21 protein-coding genes are annotated in these 20,641 nt (G+C 60.5%); 6 read left to right on the top strand and 15 right to left on the bottom strand.

All coding sequences use genetic code 11. The annotated features are described in order from the left end of the window. Both HF916_RS10820 and HF916_RS10815 read right to left on the bottom strand, forming a co-directional pair. Positions 1 to 435 carry a hypothetical protein gene (locus HF916_RS10820; RefSeq protein ID WP_168788801.1) on the bottom strand — a complete coding sequence of 145 codons (435 nt, stop codon included), beginning with the start codon at positions 433 to 435 and terminating at the stop codon, positions 1 to 3. Between the two features lie 104 nt (positions 436 to 539). Further along, positions 540 to 923, bottom strand: a complete 384-nt coding sequence (locus tag HF916_RS10815; protein ID WP_168788800.1) for a hypothetical protein — start codon at positions 921 to 923, stop codon at positions 540 to 542. Between the two features lie 693 nt (positions 924 to 1,616). Between HF916_RS10815 and HF916_RS10810 the strand changes: the two genes are divergently transcribed. The 6 genes from HF916_RS10810 to HF916_RS10785 all read left to right on the top strand — a co-directional run bounded on the left by HF916_RS10810 (position 1,617) and on the right by HF916_RS10785 (position 6,934). Beyond that, on the top strand, positions 1,617 to 2,300 hold the full coding sequence (locus HF916_RS10810; protein WP_168788799.1) for a nuclease-related domain-containing protein: 684 nt from the start codon (positions 1,617 to 1,619) through the stop codon (positions 2,298 to 2,300). Between the two features lie 227 nt (positions 2,301 to 2,527). Next, a complete protein-coding gene (locus tag HF916_RS10805) occupies positions 2,528 to 3,808 on the top strand; it encodes a hypothetical protein (RefSeq protein ID WP_168788798.1) in 1,281 nt (426 codons plus the stop codon). Between the two features lie 30 nt (positions 3,809 to 3,838). Continuing rightward, complete coding sequence (locus HF916_RS10800; RefSeq protein ID WP_168788797.1) at positions 3,839 to 5,035, top strand: FlhC family transcriptional regulator; 1,197 nt, start codon at positions 3,839 to 3,841, stop codon at positions 5,033 to 5,035. Between the two features lie 28 nt (positions 5,036 to 5,063). After that, on the top strand, positions 5,064 to 5,216 hold the full coding sequence (locus HF916_RS10795; protein WP_168788796.1) for a hypothetical protein: 153 nt from the start codon (positions 5,064 to 5,066) through the stop codon (positions 5,214 to 5,216). A gap of 39 nt (positions 5,217 to 5,255) precedes the next feature. After that, on the top strand, positions 5,256 to 5,618 hold the full coding sequence (locus tag HF916_RS10790; RefSeq protein WP_168788795.1) for a hypothetical protein: 363 nt from the start codon (positions 5,256 to 5,258) through the stop codon (positions 5,616 to 5,618). A gap of 296 nt (positions 5,619 to 5,914) precedes the next feature. Beyond that, positions 5,915 to 6,934, top strand: a complete 1,020-nt coding sequence (locus HF916_RS10785; RefSeq protein ID WP_168788794.1) for a CAP domain-containing protein — start codon at positions 5,915 to 5,917, stop codon at positions 6,932 to 6,934. A gap of 169 nt (positions 6,935 to 7,103) precedes the next feature. On the opposite strand, the gene HF916_RS10780 is transcribed toward HF916_RS10785, so the two are convergent. The 13 genes from HF916_RS10780 to HF916_RS10720 all read right to left on the bottom strand — a co-directional run bounded on the left by HF916_RS10780 (position 7,104) and on the right by HF916_RS10720 (position 20,606). Beyond that, positions 7,104 to 7,715, bottom strand: coding sequence for a hypothetical protein (locus HF916_RS10780; protein WP_168788793.1), 612 nt, complete (start codon positions 7,713 to 7,715; stop codon positions 7,104 to 7,106). A gap of 12 nt (positions 7,716 to 7,727) precedes the next feature. Continuing rightward, on the bottom strand, positions 7,728 to 9,014 hold the full coding sequence (gene pilV / locus HF916_RS10775) for a shufflon system plasmid conjugative transfer pilus tip adhesin PilV (RefSeq protein WP_168788792.1): 1,287 nt from the start codon (positions 9,012 to 9,014) through the stop codon (positions 7,728 to 7,730). 9 nt (positions 9,015 to 9,023) lie between these two features. After that, positions 9,024 to 9,503: a hypothetical protein gene (locus tag HF916_RS10770; protein WP_168788791.1), complete on the bottom strand. Its 480-nt coding sequence runs from the start codon at positions 9,501 to 9,503 to the stop codon at positions 9,024 to 9,026. A 1-nt stretch (position 9,504) separates the two neighbouring features. Further along, positions 9,505 to 10,617: an ATPase, T2SS/T4P/T4SS family gene (locus tag HF916_RS10765; protein WP_168788790.1), complete on the bottom strand. Its 1,113-nt coding sequence runs from the start codon at positions 10,615 to 10,617 to the stop codon at positions 9,505 to 9,507. 18 nt (positions 10,618 to 10,635) lie between these two features. Continuing rightward, the gene (locus HF916_RS10760; protein ID WP_168788789.1) at positions 10,636 to 11,139 is read right to left on the bottom strand and encodes a prepilin type IV pili; all 504 of its coding nucleotides are present in this window, start codon (positions 11,137 to 11,139) and stop codon (positions 10,636 to 10,638) included. Between the two features lie 284 nt (positions 11,140 to 11,423). Further along, on the bottom strand, positions 11,424 to 12,464 hold the full coding sequence (locus tag HF916_RS10755) for a type II secretion system F family protein (RefSeq protein WP_168788788.1): 1,041 nt from the start codon (positions 12,462 to 12,464) through the stop codon (positions 11,424 to 11,426). Positions 12,465 to 12,467: 3 nt separating this feature from the next. Continuing rightward, positions 12,468 to 14,378, bottom strand: coding sequence for an ATPase, T2SS/T4P/T4SS family (locus HF916_RS10750; RefSeq protein ID WP_168788787.1), 1,911 nt, complete (start codon positions 14,376 to 14,378; stop codon positions 12,468 to 12,470). Positions 14,379 to 14,386: 8 nt separating this feature from the next. Then, complete coding sequence (gene pilO2 / locus HF916_RS10745) at positions 14,387 to 16,105, bottom strand: type 4b pilus protein PilO2 (protein ID WP_168788786.1); 1,719 nt, start codon at positions 16,103 to 16,105, stop codon at positions 14,387 to 14,389. 3 nt (positions 16,106 to 16,108) lie between these two features. Beyond that, positions 16,109 to 16,600 (bottom strand): type IV pilus biogenesis protein PilP, encoded by a 492-nt coding sequence (gene pilP / locus HF916_RS10740; RefSeq protein ID WP_206001730.1) that lies wholly within the window; start codon positions 16,598 to 16,600, stop codon positions 16,109 to 16,111. A gap of 13 nt (positions 16,601 to 16,613) precedes the next feature. Beyond that, the gene (locus HF916_RS10735; RefSeq protein WP_168788784.1) at positions 16,614 to 18,335 is read right to left on the bottom strand and encodes a pilus assembly protein PilN; all 1,722 of its coding nucleotides are present in this window, start codon (positions 18,333 to 18,335) and stop codon (positions 16,614 to 16,616) included. Continuing rightward, entirely contained in the window at positions 18,332 to 19,123 is a 792-nt protein-coding gene (locus tag HF916_RS51455) for a toxin co-regulated pilus biosynthesis Q family protein (protein WP_277352258.1), read from the bottom strand. Before HF916_RS51455 ends, HF916_RS10735 begins: the two co-directional genes overlap by 4 nt. Then, positions 19,120 to 19,587, bottom strand: a complete 468-nt coding sequence (locus tag HF916_RS10725; protein ID WP_168788783.1) for a lytic transglycosylase domain-containing protein — start codon at positions 19,585 to 19,587, stop codon at positions 19,120 to 19,122. Before HF916_RS10725 ends, HF916_RS51455 begins: the two co-directional genes overlap by 4 nt. Further along, positions 19,584 to 20,606 (bottom strand): hypothetical protein, encoded by a 1,023-nt coding sequence (locus tag HF916_RS10720; protein ID WP_168788782.1) that lies wholly within the window; start codon positions 20,604 to 20,606, stop codon positions 19,584 to 19,586. The genes HF916_RS10725 and HF916_RS10720 overlap by 4 nt, the downstream gene beginning before the upstream one ends. Between the last annotated feature and the right edge of the window lie 35 nt (positions 20,607 to 20,641).

The raw sequence follows: 20,641 nt of genomic DNA, 5'->3' as shown, positions 1-20,641 counted from the left end.
CTAGATCAGCGTGCCACGCGACTTGGCCGTCAGACGATCCAGATCGGCCTTGAGCGCGGGAGTGCTCAGGATCACATCCTGAAGCGTCTCGGGATCGACACCGTTCGCACGGCACACGAACACATAGGGCAATGCACCGTCCCAGTAACCCATGACCCATCCCAACGTTGCGTTGTAGTCCGCGAGATCGATTTCAACGTTGCGAAGGCGTTGCGAGAGCAGATCAGCGCAATCCATCAGCGACTCGGGCATCGAGTCTCCCTTGCGGGAGTCGATTGCGAGTGTGATGAGCGCGTCGACCATTTGCTCCCGGATGCTTTCGCTCCACAGATACGGATCTGGGAGCGGGTCCGGCTTGACGACCGGCGTCATGCTTACGGCGGTGGCCTCGCCAAAAAAGTCGAGTTGCCAGGCACTTGCGGTTGCGGCTTCCATGGCAATACTCCAGGGTGCGCCAGGAAACCACTGCCTTGTCGGGAAAGGGCTCCCGGCAGGGTAATGAGGACGCCCCAACGGGGCGGCGATAGACGAAGCCTGTTTCAGGACTTCATGCTCGAAGGGGTAACTACCGCCGTCTTCGCGTATTTGCGCTTAGGCGATGGCGCTGCCTGTGGTTGTGCTTCCGGCACAGCGGCTTGTGCTGCCTGCTGTGCTTTGGGCGCAGCCGTGTCGATCTCCGACTTCTTCGCAGTGCCTTGTCCCTGCTTCTGTTGGGGTTTCGGCGGTAGCATGAAGCGGATGAAAGGACTCAGGACGCGGAAATAAAAGAACAAAACCCAGCCCAGAAACACTAGTGTTTGAAGCACGGGCGTCTTGCTCACTGCCATCAGGCTGAAATCCACCAACAGCAGCCAAACTATCGTACGGACAACTGCGTGGTACCCGAGCACAATTGGGTTACGCACTGCTTTTGCGGATGACATTGAAATCTCCCGAAGGTAGACAAGGGTTGTCAGGACTCACGCCCTGGATATTCGATGCTCGGACGAGCAAGGGAATCGCCGCCTGTGCTGCTTGGCTCAGCCCCATGACGCGCATGAAACTCAGCGAAGAGCACGACTCGGGGACTTCTCGCGTGGGAGGAGGCCGGGTAATACAGCGTAGAAGAAACTGGACAGGCAAAGCGTGGGCCTTGCGCAGCGTCGATGCGTGTTGTCACGCGGGTGGTGCTGCAAGAATAGCGCGCCAGTTCAGGCGTCAAGGTCCCGAATGGTGATGAAATCGGAGCCCCTTTCGCACGTTCCTCGGGGCCATCGAAACGGCCGACTCCAACAACGACCGGTTCAATTGAATGCGTAAATCCAATACGCATATAGCAGGCGTCTTATTACAATTAAATAACAGAAATCTTTAATGAAATTGCAATGCCTCGGCAAAACATAATAAACAAAATCGTTATGAAACTATTTGCCGGTTAGTGCAGTTATGATAGCGTCTAGAGCAATTACCGATCCGACATTGCGCCTTAGTGAAGCTCACGACCCGATGCCTTTCGGGCGTTCGTGACAATGTTGGCAGGGTCTATCAGCATTACGCACGTCCGATCGCGCTGGGGTTTGACTCGGCGCCAAGTTGTTAATCTGAGGGTGTCAAAAACAAATTAAGAGAGAAAGAAAATGCTTCTCAGGCTAATAGGCCTCGCGCTGCTCGTTTGGCTTGGGCTCAGGGGTTACCAAAATCTGAAACCGTCTTCGCGAAAGAAGGCCTTGCAGGCGCGGACGCAAGCCGCCGGCGAAGCGGGTGAAGCCGCCGTTTCCGACTGCCTCCAGGGGCTGCTGCAGGCCATCTCCGAGGGCCCTTTCTGCCTGCGCAATTCGCTCATCCTGAATCACGCGCCCGGCGCGGCCTTCCCCACTGCGGAAGTCGATCATCTGGCCGTGACACCGTTTGGGATCCTTGTACTCGAGACCAAGCATCGGTCGGGCAAGATTCTCCCGGCTGACGACGGTATGCTGCTCCGGGTCTCCCGCGACGGGACGTCAAAGGCGAGGAAGAACCCCGCGGTGCAGAACAGTTCGAAAGTCGCTTTTCTGAAGTCGATTCTTCCGTTGCATGCAAAAGCGATCCGAGGCGTAGGTATTTTCTCTCATCCGGATGTCCGGCTGGATATGCGGATCACGAGCGATCTCTTGTGTCTCGATGAGCTTGGGTACTGGTTGCGCGCCCGACGCGACGGCTACCGTGCCACTCGTATGCCTCCGATCGACACGGCAGAAGTTCTCCGGACGATCCTCGAACACGCCGATACCTCCGCTGACGCCGTCAGAAACCAAAAGCACCGCGTCGCAGCGATGGCCTGAATACGCATGGACGCTGTGGCGCGCCAACACCCCGAAACAGATAAGAAATTCCCTGGTTTTTTGCTACACCCTTCGTAAGACGTATGTTTTCCTGCGTCATTCCGATGGTCGCGTCGGGGCAGCGCGACGGAAAATACCAAAAAACCACTGGCCTTCTTTTTCCGAGGTCAACCCCATGTCTCATCGTTTGATCAGTCAACCTGGAAAAGAAAACCGGAACCGACGCCATGCCAGCAAACATCAAGAAGAAACCTGGAACCGCCCTCTTTGACCCCACCCTAACAGACGGGGATATCGACGGCATCATCGAACACGAGTCGAGTCTGGGCCATATCGTCAGCCCGACCCTCCCGCTGCACGAACGCCGCATAGCCGCACGGGAAATCCTGGCCGCGCTCTGTAGCGAGGACACAGTCGCGTCCCTTCTGACCCTCTCCGGGAACGTGGCAATTCATGAAGAAACGATCACCCGCGCGCGCATCGCCATTGGCGGTCACTTTCAGTCAATCCTTCACGCAATCCAGAAGGATGTGCTGGCAGACGCCGACGACTCCGCGGAGCGGAAAAAGTTGGCCCTGCAACTGACGTATGAATATATCCGCATAGTGCACGGCTACAGCCGGCCCGTGGCACGTAATCACATCCTGATCTACCAGCGTTTTGCTGGCAACGCCGAAGCGCAGCGCCTTCTTAGCTATTCTGAAATGCTGCTGCTTGCAGAGCAGGTCAAGACCGAGGACGGCATCGTACTGCTGATCGACGAAAAGCGGGACGCGAAACTGTCGCAGGCGGAGTTCAAGCTTCTCACGCGCGAGTACGCGGTGAAGCTTAAGCAAGCGGAAGAAGCCTTCGAGCAAATTGGCCAGGCGCTCAACCAAGCGCAGGGTGACCTGTTCCTGAAAGAGAGCGAAGCGGTACGCCTGCAAACCAGCAACACCGGACTGGAGAAGCAGCTTGAGGACGCCCAGAAGAAGATTCAATCAATAGAGGATGCGCGCGCCGAAGTGTCTTCGCGGCTCGTTGCCTCCCGCTCTGAAGCTCAAACCTCTCAAGATCGGGTTGTTGAACTGGAGGCTGGCGTCAGCGAGCTCCAAACCCAACTCGACGCAGCCAGGAACACGCCCAACGGCCACGTCGAAATCAAGGAGGTGGAGGTCCTCCCTCCCGAATACGCATCCAGGATCGATGCGATCCAGAAAGCTGAGGAGGCGCTACTCAGGAAGCAAGCCGAAGTGCAAGCGCTCGAGACCGCTGCCACTGAGAAACAGCAGCAGCTCGCCAGCACAGAGGAAACGCTTAGGGACAACAGCAAGCTGCTCGCCACAACGGACGCGATGACAGCTCTCATCGACACCTTCAGCCTGTTTCATACCGCCTACGTCACGGCTCGCCTCAAGGTCGCAGCGACCGGTGGTCCTGAAGCCTTCCGCGTGCTCCTCCTGGAAATCGACAGCAAGATCCAGAACCTGCACCTCGAAGTTCAGGCGGCTATTGGCCGCGGCGCGTAACCATAAAAGAACAAGCGAAGGGACCACACCATGCAACCCGATACCGATTTCAAGCGCGTCAGATATGCGTTCATTGAACCGAGCAGTGAGCGCAATCTTGAGGTTTTCAACATCGAGACGATCAAGGTGCTCGATACAGTCCTGCACCTGCATCCCGAGTACGAAACACTCACTTGCCTGAACAGCGGCCGTACGCAGGCGCTCCTCGAGGGCACCCGCCAGCTGTCGCTGCTCGTCACGACCCCGTTCAACCTTTTTGCGCCTGTTTTCAACGACCTTCAAAGCTGGGAAGCGCTCGTGGCGAACTGGGCGTCCGACTCGGTCATGCGGGTCAAGGAACTGGCGCCGAAACAGGTTGCCACTGTGCAGCTTTACCAGATCCGGCACGCGAACCAGTTGTACATCCACCTGATTCGTGAGTTTGCGGCGAACTATGTCCTCGCGCCAGCTATCTTTGGCATGAGCCGGGAGGTCATGACCTTCCTTGGCAACCTGAGCGCCTCGAATGAAATCGCCCTGCTTTACAACATCGGTCCGGTACCGCTCTTCAAGTGGCGCATGGATATCTCGCGTTTCTGGTTCGACCACTCGTCCAAGGCCTTGACGCGCGCGAAAACCTCTCACTACATCATGCAGACGTCGCCGCCCGAGAACAAGATCAGCAATCTTCCGCGCCAGGCCAACTGGGACGCCTACGGATTGAAGAAGGCCTTGCTCGAAGACTACATGGACGCTCTGCTCGCATACGGTTTCCGCGCGGCTTCGGTCTCAAAGATCATGCGCCGCGCAGCCGGCGAAGTACGCAATCGGTTCAAAAGTATCCATGGCCGCCCCTCGACATGTGGCAGTACCCCGAGGTCGGTTACGTGGATCCACTCGAATTCAAAACATCGACTGCATGCAACATTCTTTACGTATCTCTATCGCAACGCCAATAGCGATTCTTCACGTGCATACCTGCCGTTCCTTGCTTCGCTGAATCTCTACGAGAAGATGTTCAGCAACTTCGAGAACGAGCAACATCTTACCGTCGACCGCGCTTTCAACATGTTGCTCACGATGGCCTTCGATTCGAGCGTGAACATCGGGGCGTGCAAGCGATGCACCACCCAATATCTCATTGCCAACTCGGCCGAGAAAATCGAACTCGCGGAACGCTATTGGTGCCCGTTCTGTTCGCACCGCCAGCCCGGAAAGTTCAGCGGCACCTCGGCAACATCACCTTGAATGGACGCAACTGCACATGGAGAACGGATTGGAACTGAATCTTTGGGTTTACCGGGCAGACAAGACGCTGTGTTTTGCATATCGCGACGAGGAGGGTCACTTCTTCAGTGAGGCCGACGGCGCACCGATCACCGATGTCCTGGCCTTCGCCCGTTGGGTGCCTACCGGCCTACCCAACTAGCCCGCGACCCGACCATCACTTCGCGCAGGTGACAACGATATGGAAGACCTGGCCTACCTCGTACCCGATAGTTTCGCTGCCTGGCTCGGCGGGCAGGGCGACGGTCGTTTTCGCGCATACGAGCAGTACTATCAGCGCGAACTCGCGGTACGCAAAAGCAACTTCGACCTCGAGAAGGTGAACGACCAGTTCGGGCAGGCCGGCACTCGGCCTCCGCACGTTCCAATTTCGAGGCTGCTCGGCAAAGCCGCAGTCGGACTCTTCGCCATCTATGCAGTTTCACTGGTACTGAAGGCAGCGAGTCACATCAACCCTGCGGCCTCGGGCGTGGTTGTCATCGGCATCCTGATCGGGCTGCGCAAAATCCGCACGAAGATAGAGCAGACGAAGCAGGACAAATAGATGCGGTATTGCCCACTGCGGTTTCCGGGCAAAGGCACTGCAAGTCGGACCAGCCGGATTATTTCAACGACGGGAAGCGAATCATGCGACCGTGGCGTATCCGAGCGGCCACTTTCGTTTAACACCGTCACCAACATTGGGGCGACGAATGGCAAGGCATCTACTCGGCATTCCGCCTTCAGGACCGCGAATTAAATGGGCGAGGTCAGCGGACTTGACTTCGGCGACGGGCCGGTAAGATTAAATCAAGGGTGCGCAAGGGCGCGGACCCACTCACTAGAATGGAACCTTCAACCATGAAGAACAAGAACGGGTTTTCGGTAGTTGGCCTGACGGCAATCGCAATTGCAGCATCGCTTACGTTGGCGGCTTGCGGAGGCGGAGGTGGTAGCGGCTCGCCGAGTTCGTCCGGCACGTCTTCGTCGGGTTCGACTGGCAGCACGTCGACAACCACTCCGGCGGCCGTCACCGGCACGTTGACGACGCCGCAGTATGCGGCAAACAGTGCTCAACTCGCTGCGTTCACCCTGCTCAACCAGTACCGTCAGGAATGTGGTTTTCCGGCCCTTCAGGAGAACACTGAACTCGATCAGGCTGCTCAGGCGCACGCTAAGTACATGGGCTTAAACAACGCGGTGTCCGATTCTGAGGCAAGTGGCAATGCAGGCTTCACTGGCACAAGTTATATCGCTCGGGCCGTCGCGGCAGGTCTTCCATCCACGGTGAACGGTACGGGTGTTAGCGCTGCCTACTACACCAACTCGACGTTAGCCGAGTCGCAATACGGCAGTAACATGATTACGACCTGGCTCGCAGGCGTGTACCACAGCGGCGCGGTTTTCTATCCGTCCGGAATCGTCGGCATCGGCGAGTACGAAACTCAATACAACGGCTATCCGGATGCCTGGGGCAGCATGAGCCTCTTGAACACCGCTACACAGACGATGAGTAGCACACCACTCACTTTCCCGTGCCAAGGCACAACCGGCATTGCCTATAGCGGTGCCGGTGAAACTCCGACGCCGCCAAACGTCTCGAACACTGGTTGGGGTACGCCCGTGGTCGTGATGGGGAACTCAGGCGATGCGATCGTACTGCAAACCGCATCCATGACGGGGCCTGCTGGCAGTGTGACACTTCAGGTTCTAAACTCGTCAACGGACCCAAACAAGGAGATCGGCGCATATGAGGCAGTCGCGTATCCGACGTCGCCGCTCTCGCCGAACACGCAGTACTCTGTAAGCCTGACTGGCACGGTGAACGGGACGGCGTTCAGTCGCAGCTTCACTTTCACGACCGGCAACGTCGTCGGCTAACTCGGAATATCCCCTCGCCACGAAGCGTCTTCGGACGTTCGTGGCGATTTCGAGAGTCCCGCCCCGATGCTCCGCAAACCGTCGCGGTGTCACAAACGCACCCATTTCGGGCCGGTCCCTTGCGGCGCCGACCGATGTCGGTCGACGCCTCACCCCTGGGCCAGTCGCTTCAGTTGCCCCCACCGCTGCAGGTCGGGAAGAAAGCTTGAACTACCGCCAGGTACGCGAGCGTGCCGTCGCCGTTCAGGATGCACTCCAGTTCGTACGACGTGGTCGTGTCTCCGCAGACATCACTCTCCTCCGGCCCGTTCGCACCGAACATAATGCCCTCCACACCCACTCCGCCGGAGTATGGATAGCTGCCGTTGTACGTTTCAAATTGCTGGGTGATCTGAAATCCATTAGTGACTGCGGCGGCGTCACAGGCTGTCACTCCAGTCGGAGGCGGAGGTGTGGTCGCCTGTGGCCTGCATACAAGACCAACCCAACTTCCGCCATTCCAACTTGCAGCTTGAACTTGCTGCTGCCCGGCAGGACAGGCCGGCTGCCCTTTATAGGAGCACTGCGGCGTACTCCAGTGCGAACCTTGCCACACCGCAGACGAAACCGTCGTCCATCCGGCTCCTGACGAGCAGGTTGGAGCGGGGATCGGCGCATGCACGATCGGTGTCACGCAGGTGGCGTCCTGGTAACCAGGGGAACAGATGACCGGGTTGGCAAACGCCGACGTGCCGATCAGCAGCCCCGCGATGAACAGTACAGCCTGGAGAAGCTTCTTCATTTTCATCCCCGCCTAGTAGGTGCAATAAGTTGCCGCTGCCGCCAGCGCGCCGTTGATCCCCGCGCCACCGCCGTCAGTGATATAGATGATCCATTGGCTGCCGCTCGGGTTCGCGCCGTAATTGACAACGGATGTCGCGTCGACGGTGAAATTGGTCGGCGACAGGATGACCCCAGCCGTCCCGCCAGCAGGACAGGTAGGAATCGGGATCCCCCATCCATTCGCCACCACATACTTGTACATCTGCAACCAGCGGCCACCGATCGGCTCCCACTTTCCGTACTGACAGGAAAGGATCTGCCCGGATCCATCACTGTTAGCGCCCATGATTCCGTTCGCCGAACACGACGAGCCCGGGACGGCCACGTTGCCCGCCTGAAGCGTGCCTTGAACCTGAAGCGCACCCTGCCCGTTGGCAGCCTGAATCGACAGGTGATCGTTTTTGTCGTTGACGATCCGGACGTTAAAGTCCTGCACGCCCTGGCCAGCCTGGTGAAAGTCGATGTACGGCGTTCCGGTTCCCGCCTTCGCATTGTTGCCGCCCAGCTCAAGAGAGCCGCCCTGATCCGCCTGTAGCTGGCCGCCACCGTTGACCGAGAAGGTCGATGCCGTCGCTGTGTTCACGCCGGTAATGTTGTGCGCGTTACCGCCGGTGTCGGTCAGACCCAGATCGGTCTGCATGTTATTCAGCTCGGGGTGGTTCACCACGGGCACGCGATACAGGTACGCCGTGTTCGCCTGCACGTTCGTGAACTGCAGCAACGATGCAAGATGACCACTACCCGGATTCGAGAAGGCCGTGAGCGGCACACTCCACGCACCGTAGGTCCCGTACGCGGTGTTCGTGTTGAACGTATTACCGGCCTGGTTGGCATACGGTACAAAGCCGCCCGCCGCGCCCGTTTCGGCCGCGATCTGGGCAAGCTGCTTCGTGTCCCTGATCGGATTGCCGCCGGTCGACGTCACCAGCGTTTCGAGTTGTCCGGCTGTCGGCTGGAGCACTTGCGCCTGCCACGTCTGGCCGAAGCTGTTCGTGCCCAGATAGCCGGCTGGCAGATAGCCAGCGGTCGCCAGCTGCGCTGCGGTGATCGTGACCGGTACGGCTGCCGTCGCGCCTTGCGCAAGCGTGACGGCATTGTCCTGGACGTACTGTAGCGTTGCAGCGTCGAAGGTGTGCTGCTGGGAAGCTGTCGCTGCGGTTTGAATGTTCGTCACGCCCATTTTGGCGAATTGGGTAAAGCCCACAACGCCAAACATGGAAATCACCAAAGCGGCCAGTGCGCCGATGATCGGGTCCATACCGTCCTCTTAGTTAGCCGTCGTCGAGTAGTCGACCAGATCGCCCACCGGAATCTGATTCGGTACGGGCACCGCTTCGCCGGACACAAGAGAAATTGCCGCCCCCTGCCGCGTAACCCTGTACCAGATCAGGTTTTCGTTTGAGTCGCCCTGTACCTGCCCCACGGCGCCAGGGGCAGCCTGCATGTAGCCGTAGATATCCCGGCCACCCGTTCCGATCGGGGTGGTCACGCATCCCTCATTGGCGGGAGCGCTCACCCCAACCGGCAACGTCACCTGCACTGCGCTGCTCACCACGCCAGGCTGCGCCGATGCCGAGGCGTAGCACGCTTCCCCCCACATTTCGGCTTGCTGCGCACTGATGACCTGCCTGTTCTGCATCTGCCCGACCGGCCCGGCGCCCGGCACAGAGTTCGCCGCCTGCAGGCCCATCATCTGCAGGCCGAAGTAAAAGAGGAAAGCCACCATCGGCAGAATCGCAAAGCCCATGTCAGAACTCCCCCATGTTGCCAGGCATCTTCATCACCCGCTCCTGGCGCTCCACCTCGGAAACCATCTGTTCAAGGACGCCTCCGCGGATATGCGCCCGGATCGCCCCTTCGCTCACTGAGTTTTTAACGACAAGCGGCTTAGCCACAATGCGCCTGCGGTCCTCGCCGTTGATGTTTTCGAGAAGCATCTGTTGATGAACCACGGCCAGGAGACTGTCTGCGAAAAGCGACACGTCATAGCCAGACTCATTGACGAGGTTTTTAACGCGATCGATCACGGAAACGGGGTCGCGGCCGTGAACCGAGACCACAACGAGGTGCCCGCTTGTAGCTGCAAGCACTGCCTGGCCTGCCGCATCAGCAGTGCGCATCTCACCGAGCATGATGATGTTCGGCGCCGCACGCATGAAGTCCCTGATGCGCGGGCCGAAGTCCCTGTCATCCTTCACCTGCGTCTGGTAGCAAACGCCAGCAATTCCGTCGAGGCCTGCATAGCGGCCTTGCATCTGTACTTCGATCGGGTTCTCCGCCGTGACCGCTATCCCACCGAAGGTCCGCAGACGTTCGGCCACATAAGCGGTGAGAGAGGTTGTTTTTCCCGATCCTGTGCGCCCGGCAATCAGCACCAGCCCACCCTCATCGAATTCGGCCGCCATGAGGGCTCGCGAGAGTCGCGACGGATAGCCTATTTTGTGAAAATCCAGCGGTTTCTCGATGATCCGGCGAAACACATAGACCGGACCCTTAAGTGTTGGAAGGCACTTCGCTCGCAGAATAAGACCGCCCCATCCGAAGCTATCGTCATCGTTGAGCGTCATCTGCTCCACGTCCTGCAGCAGCGCTCGTGCTTCGGTCTGCAAGATTCCGCTCAATCGGTGACCTTGCCGGTCGTTCGGGGCTTTCTTGTACCAGGCCAGCCCGTCGGCTTCCAGATACAGATCGGAAAACGCGATCTGTGCGAGGGGTGAACCCGGTGACGCGAGCGTCACCGGCGTCGGTTGCGCCGACTCAAGGGCCGAGCGCGCCTCCGGAACCGTTCCAAAGGCAGCAGGCGGAGCCCCTGAAACCAGCGGCTCCGCACCCGACGCGACGACAGCTTCGATCGCGCTCATGTTGGGCTCGCCCGTCGATTACTGGAAGGTCAGAACGAAAGCAACCGCGCCCGTGCAGGCAGCCGCAGCCGTGACCGGATCAGCGGGAGTAGCCGTCGTAAAGGTCGCCGTACCCACCTTCAGCGTCACATAGTCCTTCAGGTTCTGCGCGAGGTTCACGCATTGCGACTGCGTTTCAGAGCCGCCGCCGCCGAACGTGATCGCACCTTGCGAGGTCCCGCCGGCGCCAGCGGCGAACGCGACCGTATTACCCCACGGGTCGACTGCATTCGTACCGTTCCACCACGTCGATGGCAGGATGCCGGCGGTGTTCAGGCTAGCCACGTTGGCTGTGGTGAACTTCGTATAGCCGGTCGCCGATTGCGTGAACTGCGCACGTGCGTTTTCGACAACCGTCGTCACACCGGTCGCGACGTCCGACGCCTTGCTGTTGGAGAAGCCGTTGTATGCCGCGTAGCCGACTGCGGCCAGCGCGAGCAGACCCAGCACGATGGCGACGATTCGCCCGAGAATACCTTCCATGTTTCCCACTCCCTGTTGTGATGCGCGGTTAGATAAGTACCCCTCGCAGTCGGGCTTTTACCGAGCTGGGGCATTACCATTTAAAGAGTTCGGCGCATCCTGAAACGTGCCAAAAGGTAGTGAAAATCAGGGGTCTTTCGCCCGGGTTGCGCGACCCGCCGCGCTCCCTTGCGCAGAACCGCCGCTCGCTCGCGACTGCGGGCGGGAAGAACGTTAAATCGCGCGTACAAATAGAAAACGGCCGCAGAACCTCTGCGGCCGTTGCGCGGCGGATTGCCTTTTCGTTAGCCGTGACTCATGTTCGCCGTGAGAATCGTGGAAATCGAGTTCGCCCCCAACTGCAGCACGACCATTGCTCCGAACATCACCATACTGAATAGGAACGAGATCATCGCGCCGCGTGCAATCAGTTGCTTCTCAAGGGTCTTCGCATATTGACGTGACACCTTCTCGATCATCTCCGGGAAGTTCGGGAATCCGACATAGGCGGAGATGTCATCGATCAGTTCCGGTGACGGGAAACCATGGCCCGACATGCGCATCGCCGTGGCGAGATCGCGACCGTCCTCGAGATGATGCAGGATCGGGCGCAACCGGGACGCAAGCCACGGCGAGTTGTTCCCGATCTGCCCCTTCAGCGCTACGGTATCCGCCACGCCAGCCTGTAGCAGCGCACCGAAGGACAGAAGCCAGGAAAAGCCTGCAACCTCACGGTAAGTCGTGAACGGAAAGATCCTTTCGTCGCAGAATGTTCGGCCCGCGCCAGTCCAGCGCGACGAGGCCCACAGCGCCCACACGGCATACGCCGCAATGCCGCCAAATACGATCGGCGTTTTCCAGCTCGTTGCCAGATCCCCCATCTGATACATCGTGTACGCCCAGCCAGTCCACTTCTTCACCGGCACGGCAGCGGTGAACTGCGGCACGATATAGTCGCCAATGATGAACAGTACGAGGTACATGGCAAGCATGTAGACGCCCGGTGCGAAGAAGCTCGAGCGCAACTGCCCGATCATGCGTGCGGTCATTTCACGCACGTCGAGCACGAGGCGCATCGACCTCGGTATCGAACCGGCCTTCTCGCCGGCCGATATCACGGTGCGTTCGAGATCGGTGATCTTTCGACCGAGCGCTTCGGTCAGGGTTTTTCCGTCCTCCACGCGCCGGTACACCTGATGGAAAGCAGCCCCCGCCTTCTTGCGCCCGCGACGGGTAAGCCGATCCCTAAAATCGCCCAGCACTTTCGTCAGGCCCAGCCCATTCTCGATCTGCGTCGACGCCTGCTCATAGAACTTTTTGCGCAGGCTCCAGGAAATATCAGCCATCAGTTACCCCTCCCATACTGGAATTTCATCCACTTCGTGTTCAGCATCAGATGGGTCCAGCAGCCCTTCGAGTACGAGGTCCATCGCGTGCTCGATCATCGACTTGTCAGAACCCGGCCTTTTCCGGTGATTGCGTCCCGCTTTCAGTACGCCGTTGTCAATGCAGTCCAGCATCAGGTGCTCATCGGTGACGACAACCTCGGCCACCGCCTGCTCCCGGATGATTCCGAGGAAATTGCATTCGCGGCATCCTTGCCCGCGTACCTTCACCTTCTCCAGCCCATAGGGACGAGCATTCGCCCACGAGCGCAGGGCACGTTGCAGGTAGCCCGGATACGTCTCGAACGCCTCCGCGCCCGCGTGACTACACTTGTCGCAAAGAATCGGAACACGCCGCTGCGAGATCAGTCCGATGACCTGTTTGTGGTTACAGGCCACCTGGCGCGAGAGGCGTACGTTGTCTAGCAGTTCCAGCCTGGAAAATGTTTCGAACGGGTCGGTCACGTGCAGCGTCGTCAGCACCAGGTGTCCGGTCATTGCGGCCTGGAGAGCGGCGAGCGCTTCGTCCACACCGCGGACCTCGCCCAGCAGAATCGCGTTAGGGTCCATCCGGAGCGAGTACCGCACCATTTGCGGAAACTCTTCGCTTTTGCACGCAAGCTGGATCGCCCACGGCATCGGATACTCAGGGGGGTTCTCGATTGTCACCAGCCGCGTATGCGGGAACAGCCGCGCCTGCTGCTTCGTGAGCTCGTACAGCGTCGTCGTTTTGCCCGAGCCGGTCGGCCCGGTCACCACGATGATGCCCATGGAACGCCGGATCAGACGTTCGAGCATTTCGACCTGCCGCGGGGTGAATCCCATCTTGCCGAGTCGAAAATCGCCATCCGGCTTCGCTGGCTCGACTAACCCGAGGCGTTCCGAGGCAACCTGGATCTGGGTGCTGTCGTACTTCTTCGCCGCGAGATATTGAAGACGGGCGACGGTGAACCCCCCGCCCGTCTCCACGGGGAACATGGGGCCGCGGATGATCCGGATGCTCGACAACATCGTGCCGGGCATGGAATCACCCTTGATCTGGGCATCCTGAAAACTGAGCGGGTTGTAAGTCGCTTCCTTGACGGTTGCGAGGCCGGTGTACATCGAGCGCACGAAAGCCTCGCCCTCGGCGGGGTTCAGGATCGCGCGCTTCATGGTTTTCAGGTCGCCCTTCACCCGTATCTGCATCTCCGTATGGTCTTCCCGCTGGAGCACATGCAGGTCACTGCCGCCGATCGTCGCGCAATACGAGAGAATCTGCTTTACGTTGTTGAGGTTGCCCTGTCCTTTCGACGCTTCCGCGACCTGCATCGAGGTCTTCGTCGCCCGCATTTCCTCAATCACACGGGCATCGACTTCCTCGAAACGCACGCTATGGTCGAGCCGGCGAATATCGTCCCGCCAGGTCTGGTAGGCGCTCTGTCCGACGTGACGCGCATCGACGTAGATCGTGCAAGCCCGAAACTGCAGCACCGCATCAATCTCTTCCTGAGCGATGCTCATCATCTCGCGGGCAATCATCGTTGACGTCATGCCCGTGGCAACTTGCAGGCGCTGCAACTCGCTCGCCCGCTCGGGCGTCAGCACGCCGATCGTCACGGCGACGTCAGCAAAGGGTGCGCCCGTCGTCTCGGGATAAATGACGTGTTCCTGCAGCAATGCCGGCGCCAGAGGAATCCTGTGAACCTTCTCGACCTCCACCTGACGCGCGGGTACCGTCCCGCCCTGTCTAGGCGGAATTACGCCACTTTGCAGGACCGGGCGTTCGGCGCCATCGGTGGTGGACGCTGGTGACGCCTCGCGAGCTGGCACCGCAGCGCCGCCCTCGCGCGTCGGCACCAGTTTTTTGACCGTGAGGCTCTCAAGAATGCCCATAACGGACTTCAATTCCCGACACCAGGCGGGATAGCCGACAGGCTCGGTCTCACCGCCTGCGTCGATGGTGAACCCGCGACAGCCGCGCCCGGGCCCTGGTTCGCGTTGTGATGCGCCTGTACAAGCGCAAGCGCTCCCATGCCACCCTGCGCGTTACCGGCGGTGGTGGACGGGGCAGCAGCCGGCGAGGCTGCCGACGTCAGCGGTGCGACCGCCGCCGGTTTTGGCGCCGGCCCAACCATCGTCAGGCTCGTGTCGGTCGCCTTCGGCTGACCTGCTGCTGGCCGGGTTACCGCGACGGCAGGCGTACTTGCCGGGGTAACCGGCCCGCTGACGACCGACGATGAAGGCACCGGAGGAACCGCCGCAGGAACCGCGACTGGAGCCGACGCCAGAACCGGCGTTGCAGCCGGCCCGGGCGATGCGATCATCGTCGGAACCGCGCCGGAAGCCGCAACCGCAGCTGCAGCCGCAGTCGCAGCCCCTAACGCAACCGTCGTATCGCGAATACCGTACAACGTGCCCATCGTGGTCCACACCCGCTTGTCGCTGTCGTATCCGATACTCGAGATACGCAGGCCGGTCACATGATCGAACTGCGCGGCCCCGATCTCGACCCACGGGGGTGCATGAAGCTCCATCGTCATCGGGTACGACAGCCAGGGCGGGGGCGGAGCCGCGTTCGGCACATCCGGGGTTTCCTTCGCAACCATCTCCACTGGCTTTACCAGCTGCATCTTGATGCCATACGTCTGCACCAGCGTGTACATTGCCCGCGGTGCTGCCTCGCCCGTCAGGGCGTCCTGGTTAAGGCCGCCAAACGTCTGCGCCATCACGGTCTCGTGTGTAGAGAACTCGCCGCCATCGTCCAGCCTGCCCGGCGCGTCACTGGCGACACCTCCGTTGCGCGTCCACTTCGTCGCGATCGTGATGCCAGCGGCGTCAGCACGACACGTCCAGGTGTTAAGCACCCAGCCTTTGATCGACAGGGCCTGCTGAGCCCACTGGGTCTGACACGCGCTGAACACGTCGTTCGTCAGCGGCAAAGACGCCCAGGGCATGATCGCCAACTTTGCATCGGCCGCAGCTTTGGCCGATAGCGCTGCAGCGCGCGCGGCAAGCGACTGCTGCTGCATGATCTCTTCCTGATGTCTGTGGTGGATGTACATCCCCACGCCCGCAACAGCCAGCCCCAGCAGACCGGCCGCGCCCGCTACGATATAGAGCATCGCCGGGTCATAACTGAGATCTCGCAGGCGTGGCACCTTGCTCTTGGACCTGACCGCATCTGCGATGATGTCGATCGGCTTGTCCGTGATCTCGGTCTTCCACTCGGGCAATCGGTCATGCTCTGCCCAAACGCGAGCCATGTCATCCTCGGTACCGACGACATCGCCATCGTTCAGAATTTCCTGGCCGTCCCGAACCGCGACATACCAGTAGAGACCGTGGCCCAGTTCGAAGATACCGCGCCACGGCTGGGTAAATTCCTCCGCGACAGCCGCCGCCAGCGAGCGCGCCTTGCCCGGGTTCTTCAGCCCCTCGATCGGGTCACAGAAGCCGACCTGCACCCCACCGCCGCTCGCCGTATAGACCGTGCCCCACTTGCCCATACTGGCTGCGAGTTCACGCAAGGCCTTTGCCCTGGGCACGGTTTCTTCATGGCGCCAGGACATGCCGACTGCGAACAGACCTTTGACGCCAGGGAGTGTCAGGACATGAGCCATTGATCAAATCCTCAGCGTACGCTGTTGCTTGCCGTTCGAAAGCCGGACGCTGGAGCTGCCGATCGCCAGGACTTTCCAGCCGTTGTCAATCGTGTCACCAACTTCGGCGATGACGGTACGGCCGTCCACGCTAAGGTACGCACGGTACGAACCGTCAGCACCGCCAACTGATACGAGGGCAACGTCCCCTGGGTCCTTGCGCGACTTCGCGAGTGGCTGGATCAGGCTCGTCAGGCCGGCGGCCGGCGCCGTCCCACCCGCTGCATTCGGACCTTGTTCCAGCTGCTTGATATCGGCGCGAAGCTTTGCGTTCGTCGCTTTCGCAATCAGTAGTGGCGTCTGCGCCTGCTCATTGGCCAGGAGTTCCGGAATTTCAGACACAGGCACGGGTGCCGTCGACATCGAGCCCGGTGTCGCGCTGGGGGAAGCCGCCAGCGCCCCTCCAGAGACAAGCGTCGCAAGCGCGATCGCGATTGTTCTTTGGTAAGTGTTCATGACGCTGTTCCCCTTAAAGAATGCGCGCGGTGATGACTACGGCGAGGATGGTCTGCTGGTGCGACGCATCCAGACCACCGCCGAGCAGAAAGTTCTGAGGAACACCGACACCGTTGTTGGTAGAAGAAGCCGACTGTTGACGCATGCCCGTCAACACCAGCGTTTCGCCCGGTTTCAGCGTCACGGACTGTTCGAAGCGAGCCATCTGCATCGTCGGCAGCTCCACGCTGGACTGCCCCGTTCCAGTGCCCGATGTGAAGGTTTGCAGGCTCAGCAGGTCCGAGAGCGTCATGTCGAACGCCATCAGGATGCGACCGTTGACCACCTTCGGCAGGAACGAACTCGTGAAGCCAGGCACCAGCGTGCTCGTTGAGATCGCGGTTGAACTACCAACCGAGGCGGTTTGGGTCGTCGTAGACGAAGAAACGTAGCCAACGGACTGCGCCGATTGCAGGGCCAGCACCTTGCCGTTCTGCGTGATGCCCGAGCGCGACACGACTTCCGAGACAGCGCCCATCGTGGACAGTGCCTGGATCGTCGCGCCGGTGCCAGCGAAAGGACCTTGCAGGATCGTGGCGCCGAATGTCATCGGCGTCGCTGAACTCGATACCGTCGGGATGGAGACGGTCGACGAGCCCGCGCTTGTGTGACCGGATTTCGTCTTCAGCGCGAGCGCGAGGTCAATACCGTAATTTTCCTCGCCCGTGGTGCGGACTTCGTACACGTGGACATCGATGGCCACCTGCTTGCCGAACATGGCAGCGAGGTTGTTCGTCAGCGCTTCGACGCGATCGCATTGCGGGGGCGATCCGGTGACTGTTAGCGTGCCAAGGTTCGGATCCACCGTGACCTGAGCGCCCTGACCCGCGATGGACTGTGCCGTATCCTTCAGGCTTGCCCACGGGCTCACACCGACGGCGAGGCTCATCTGCTGTCCGCTGCTTCCGCCCGAGCTACCACCCGAGCCGCCGCCGATGCCGCCCGGTGACGCGGCCGGCGTGATGGAGCCTGAACTACCCAAAGACTCAGAACCCGATCCACTGCTCGAATCACTCGTCGAGATAGAGCCTGACATCGAGGACTGGTCGGGCAGACTGCCGATCGTGAAGGTACGCGTCTCGGTCCTGTAAAAGCTCACCGTTCCATCGACGTAGTGCGACCACACACCGAAGCGGCCATCCACCACGTTGAGGAAACCGCGCAGCTGGCCGTGATAGCGGATTGGGCCGCCCGACGGCCCGCCGGCGGCCAAACCTGTGCCACCGGCGAAACTGGTAGCAAGGCCTGCTGGGAGGTCCGGTATGTGCCCCGCCGACCGCTGAGTCAGATTGATCGCCATCGGCGCGGCCGGGAGTGGCCCCGGCGTAGCCGCAGCCATACTGGTTGCCGACGAATCGACTTCGGCGCGAACGTGGACGACTTCCGACAGGTACGAGACGATGTCTGAGAGTGTCGGCGATGAGCTACCCGAATTGAAATCCACGATCCGGTTGTAAATCTCCGGCTGGGGCTTGCTGGCCTGGATCTTCTCGCCGAGTAGCCACGAACCGTCGTGAACCTGGAACACTGGACCGACCGGGGCCGCCGTATCAGCCGCGGAACCCGCCGCCTTGCCGATGTCAGTCTGTTCCTGGTGGATGGTCGGAACAGCGCAGCCGGCGAAGTTCATGGCCATCGCCAGAAGACATGCGCCCGCGCGAAGCGTCGGCGTGAAAATCTGCTTTCTATGAATCATCGGAACGCGCCCGCCTGATGGACAACCAGCGAGCGGTTGTCGGGATAAAGGTCACCGCGGATATCCGCGCCGTTGTTTGCCGCCTGCTCGATCACGTGCTCTGTGGCCAGAGCGAAGTCAATGCCATACGATTTGTTGCCTGGGACAATCCAGTCGTCGGGCAGATTCCACGTCAGCGTCCAGCCCGCGTCGTGTGCCCACGCCTGCAACTGCTGTTCGAGGGAAATTCCGGCCTGCAGGTCGAACGTATGGCCGACTGGCGCCGCGGCTGGCAACGCGGCTGGCGTTGCGTCAGAGGTCGCCACAGCCATCACCGTTTCCCCGCTCGACAGGCTGTTCGCGGTCGGCAACTTGTCAGCCGCGGGAATCACAGCCGGCGCGAGTGCTGCGACAAGGGAAACCGGCGCAGGTTGGGGCGGCTTCGGCGTCCCGACAAGCGCGACAGGCACGGCGGCAAGCGGAGTCGATCCCTTCGAGGGCTGCGAGGCGCTCGGCACGCCGACGGGCTTACCCGGCTCGACCTGTGCCGTGTACCTTGGGGGCTCGTCGGCGACCGGCGCTGCTACCGCCGCGGGCGCAGCGATCGGTGCAACGGCAACGGGTGCAGTCGGTGCGGGACCAGTGGGTGCCTGAAGCACTTGCCAGCCTGCACCGAACTGATCGTCATTCGGCTGGAAGACGCCCGAATTGCCGGCGTATGCGCTTGCCGCCGGGAGTGCGCTGATGGCCATGACCGCCGCGACTCCGAAGGCAGCGTGGCAGATTGTGGTTCGGATGTGATGTTTCATTGCTCGCTCGCTCGTTGTTCGAAAGCCCTGTTTCGAAGTCGTGTCCAGATGCTGTAGACGCAATTGGCGTACTTCAACTGCTTGTCGGAAGAGCTCGCGTTGTAAGCGCCAACTGCCTGCCACGTTTGCCCGAAACGTTCCACGTTCGAGCGGAGAATCCATGCGCCGACATAACCGTTCACGCAGGGATTCCTGAGCGATTCGGCCGTAATGCCCTTTTCCTGCAGTGTGGGCAACCACACCGAATTGATCTGCATGAGGCCGATGTCGAAGCTGCCGTTGCGATTCCGGTTCACCGCGTCAGGACGCATGTTCGATTCGTGCCTGGCGATCGCGTGCAGCAGCACCGGATCAAGGTCGAAGTAGACCGCTGCCTCATCAAGGCAGTCGGCATGCGCAACGCTCGGTATTCCGTAAGTAGTACTTATAACGACAAACAACGTGATAGTCGACATCCGCTTCATGACGGTGTCCTTTCGTAAAAGTGGGTTGCCGCGTGACGCGTAACCGTCGTGGTCCCGCCGTCCCCAGTCGCAACGAAGTGGTCGCCCGTGCCGTCGAACCTGTACAGCGCGCCTCTTTGCTCGCCCTTGCCCTGCCCTCCTGCATCGGTGACCGACGCCTGAATAACCGTGGGCGCGAACCGGAAGTAGGTCGCACCATCCGCCTCGAACGCCGCCTGGAGATGCGCCCCGTTACTGGATTCAAAGTCGAATACCTCGCCGGTCTGCCGTCCGATCTCGACCTTGTTCTTTCCGTCCGAGACAACGAGAACGCGAGCCCGGTCGATCGTGACGACGTTGCTGTCGCGATCCCAGTGGGGGTGGAGGGAATCCCCGGCAAGATTCCGGAAAGTCACGTCGCCCGTCGGCTTCGTTGCGAAACGGATCTGGATGTGCGAGTCGTCCGCGTCGCGGATCGCCTGAGCACCAAACACGCTCACCAGTTGCGACTGATAGTTAGCCGAACCTTTGACCTCTTCCCGGGGAGCGGGCGAATGGCTCGACGCGACCGGCCCGGATTCCGAGGTGTTCGGCGCATAGGCAACCGCGATCGACTTGGGCGCCGATCGTTCGAGGCGCACATGGTGGCTCGAAAAATCGACTGACGCGAAAAGCCCGTCCCGGTTCATGAGGCGATCCAGCGCCTGCATCCAGCTTTCGCCGTCCTGCGTCGTGAAGGCCACCTGGTTCGTCAGGTCGATATCCTTCTCGGCCGAACCGCTCCAGCCTTGCGGCACCAGTGCCCTGACAAGACTGCTAATGGTCATGGTGCTGCTGATACCGCGCACCGGTTCGATCGCGGAGACCTGCCCGACAATGACGAGATGATCACTAAAGCCAGCGAAACCGGCCGATTGATCGCCGCGGAATTGCGACGGCGACGACGGCCCACCGATGAACGAGTTCGCGCTCTTCCAGTGGGCGCTCGCTGGCCGGTTATTGACCCTGAACTCGATCGTATCGGGCGTGCCGTCGATCACGACGTAAGGGCCTTCGACGTGACCGCCGTCAGTGG

Origin of the sequence: Paraburkholderia aromaticivorans (assembly GCF_012689525.1) — a bacterium.
GTDB lineage: Bacteria > Pseudomonadota > Gammaproteobacteria > Burkholderiales > Burkholderiaceae > Paraburkholderia > Paraburkholderia aromaticivorans_A.
This window is presented reverse-complemented; position numbering and strand designations above follow the sequence as displayed.

What these genes read in the sequence shown, in the direction of transcription:
- HF916_RS10820 (WP_168788801.1), bottom strand. Translation starts at nt 435, where the DNA reads ATGGAAGCCGCAACCGCAAGTGCCTGGCAACTCGACTTTTTTGGCGAG.
- HF916_RS10815 (WP_168788800.1), bottom strand. Translation starts at nt 923, where the DNA reads ATGTCATCCGCAAAAGCAGTGCGTAACCCAATTGTGCTCGGGTACCAC.
- HF916_RS10810 (WP_168788799.1), top strand. Translation starts at nt 1,617, where the DNA reads ATGCTTCTCAGGCTAATAGGCCTCGCGCTGCTCGTTTGGCTTGGGCTC.
- HF916_RS10805 (WP_168788798.1), top strand. Translation starts at nt 2,528, where the DNA reads ATGCCAGCAAACATCAAGAAGAAACCTGGAACCGCCCTCTTTGACCCC.
- HF916_RS10800 (WP_168788797.1), top strand. Translation starts at nt 3,839, where the DNA reads ATGCAACCCGATACCGATTTCAAGCGCGTCAGATATGCGTTCATTGAA.
- HF916_RS10790 (WP_168788795.1), top strand. Translation starts at nt 5,256, where the DNA reads ATGGAAGACCTGGCCTACCTCGTACCCGATAGTTTCGCTGCCTGGCTC.
- HF916_RS10785 (WP_168788794.1), top strand. Translation starts at nt 5,915, where the DNA reads ATGAAGAACAAGAACGGGTTTTCGGTAGTTGGCCTGACGGCAATCGCA.
- HF916_RS10780 (WP_168788793.1), bottom strand. Translation starts at nt 7,715, where the DNA reads ATGAAGAAGCTTCTCCAGGCTGTACTGTTCATCGCGGGGCTGCTGATC.
- pilV (WP_168788792.1), bottom strand. Translation starts at nt 9,014, where the DNA reads ATGGACCCGATCATCGGCGCACTGGCCGCTTTGGTGATTTCCATGTTT.
- HF916_RS10770 (WP_168788791.1), bottom strand. Translation starts at nt 9,503, where the DNA reads ATGGGCTTTGCGATTCTGCCGATGGTGGCTTTCCTCTTTTACTTCGGC.
- HF916_RS10765 (WP_168788790.1), bottom strand. Translation starts at nt 10,617, where the DNA reads ATGAGCGCGATCGAAGCTGTCGTCGCGTCGGGTGCGGAGCCGCTGGTT.
- HF916_RS10760 (WP_168788789.1), bottom strand. Translation starts at nt 11,139, where the DNA reads ATGGAAGGTATTCTCGGGCGAATCGTCGCCATCGTGCTGGGTCTGCTC.
- HF916_RS10755 (WP_168788788.1), bottom strand. Translation starts at nt 12,464, where the DNA reads ATGGCTGATATTTCCTGGAGCCTGCGCAAAAAGTTCTATGAGCAGGCG.
- HF916_RS10750 (WP_168788787.1), bottom strand. Translation starts at nt 14,378, where the DNA reads ATGGGCATTCTTGAGAGCCTCACGGTCAAAAAACTGGTGCCGACGCGC.
- pilO2 (WP_168788786.1), bottom strand. Translation starts at nt 16,105, where the DNA reads ATGGCTCATGTCCTGACACTCCCTGGCGTCAAAGGTCTGTTCGCAGTC.
- pilP (WP_206001730.1), bottom strand. Translation starts at nt 16,600, where the DNA reads ATGAACACTTACCAAAGAACAATCGCGATCGCGCTTGCGACGCTTGTC.
- HF916_RS10735 (WP_168788784.1), bottom strand. Translation starts at nt 18,335, where the DNA reads ATGATTCATAGAAAGCAGATTTTCACGCCGACGCTTCGCGCGGGCGCA.
- HF916_RS51455 (WP_277352258.1), bottom strand. Translation starts at nt 19,123, where the DNA reads ATGAAACATCACATCCGAACCACAATCTGCCACGCTGCCTTCGGAGTC.
- HF916_RS10725 (WP_168788783.1), bottom strand. Translation starts at nt 19,587, where the DNA reads ATGAAGCGGATGTCGACTATCACGTTGTTTGTCGTTATAAGTACTACT.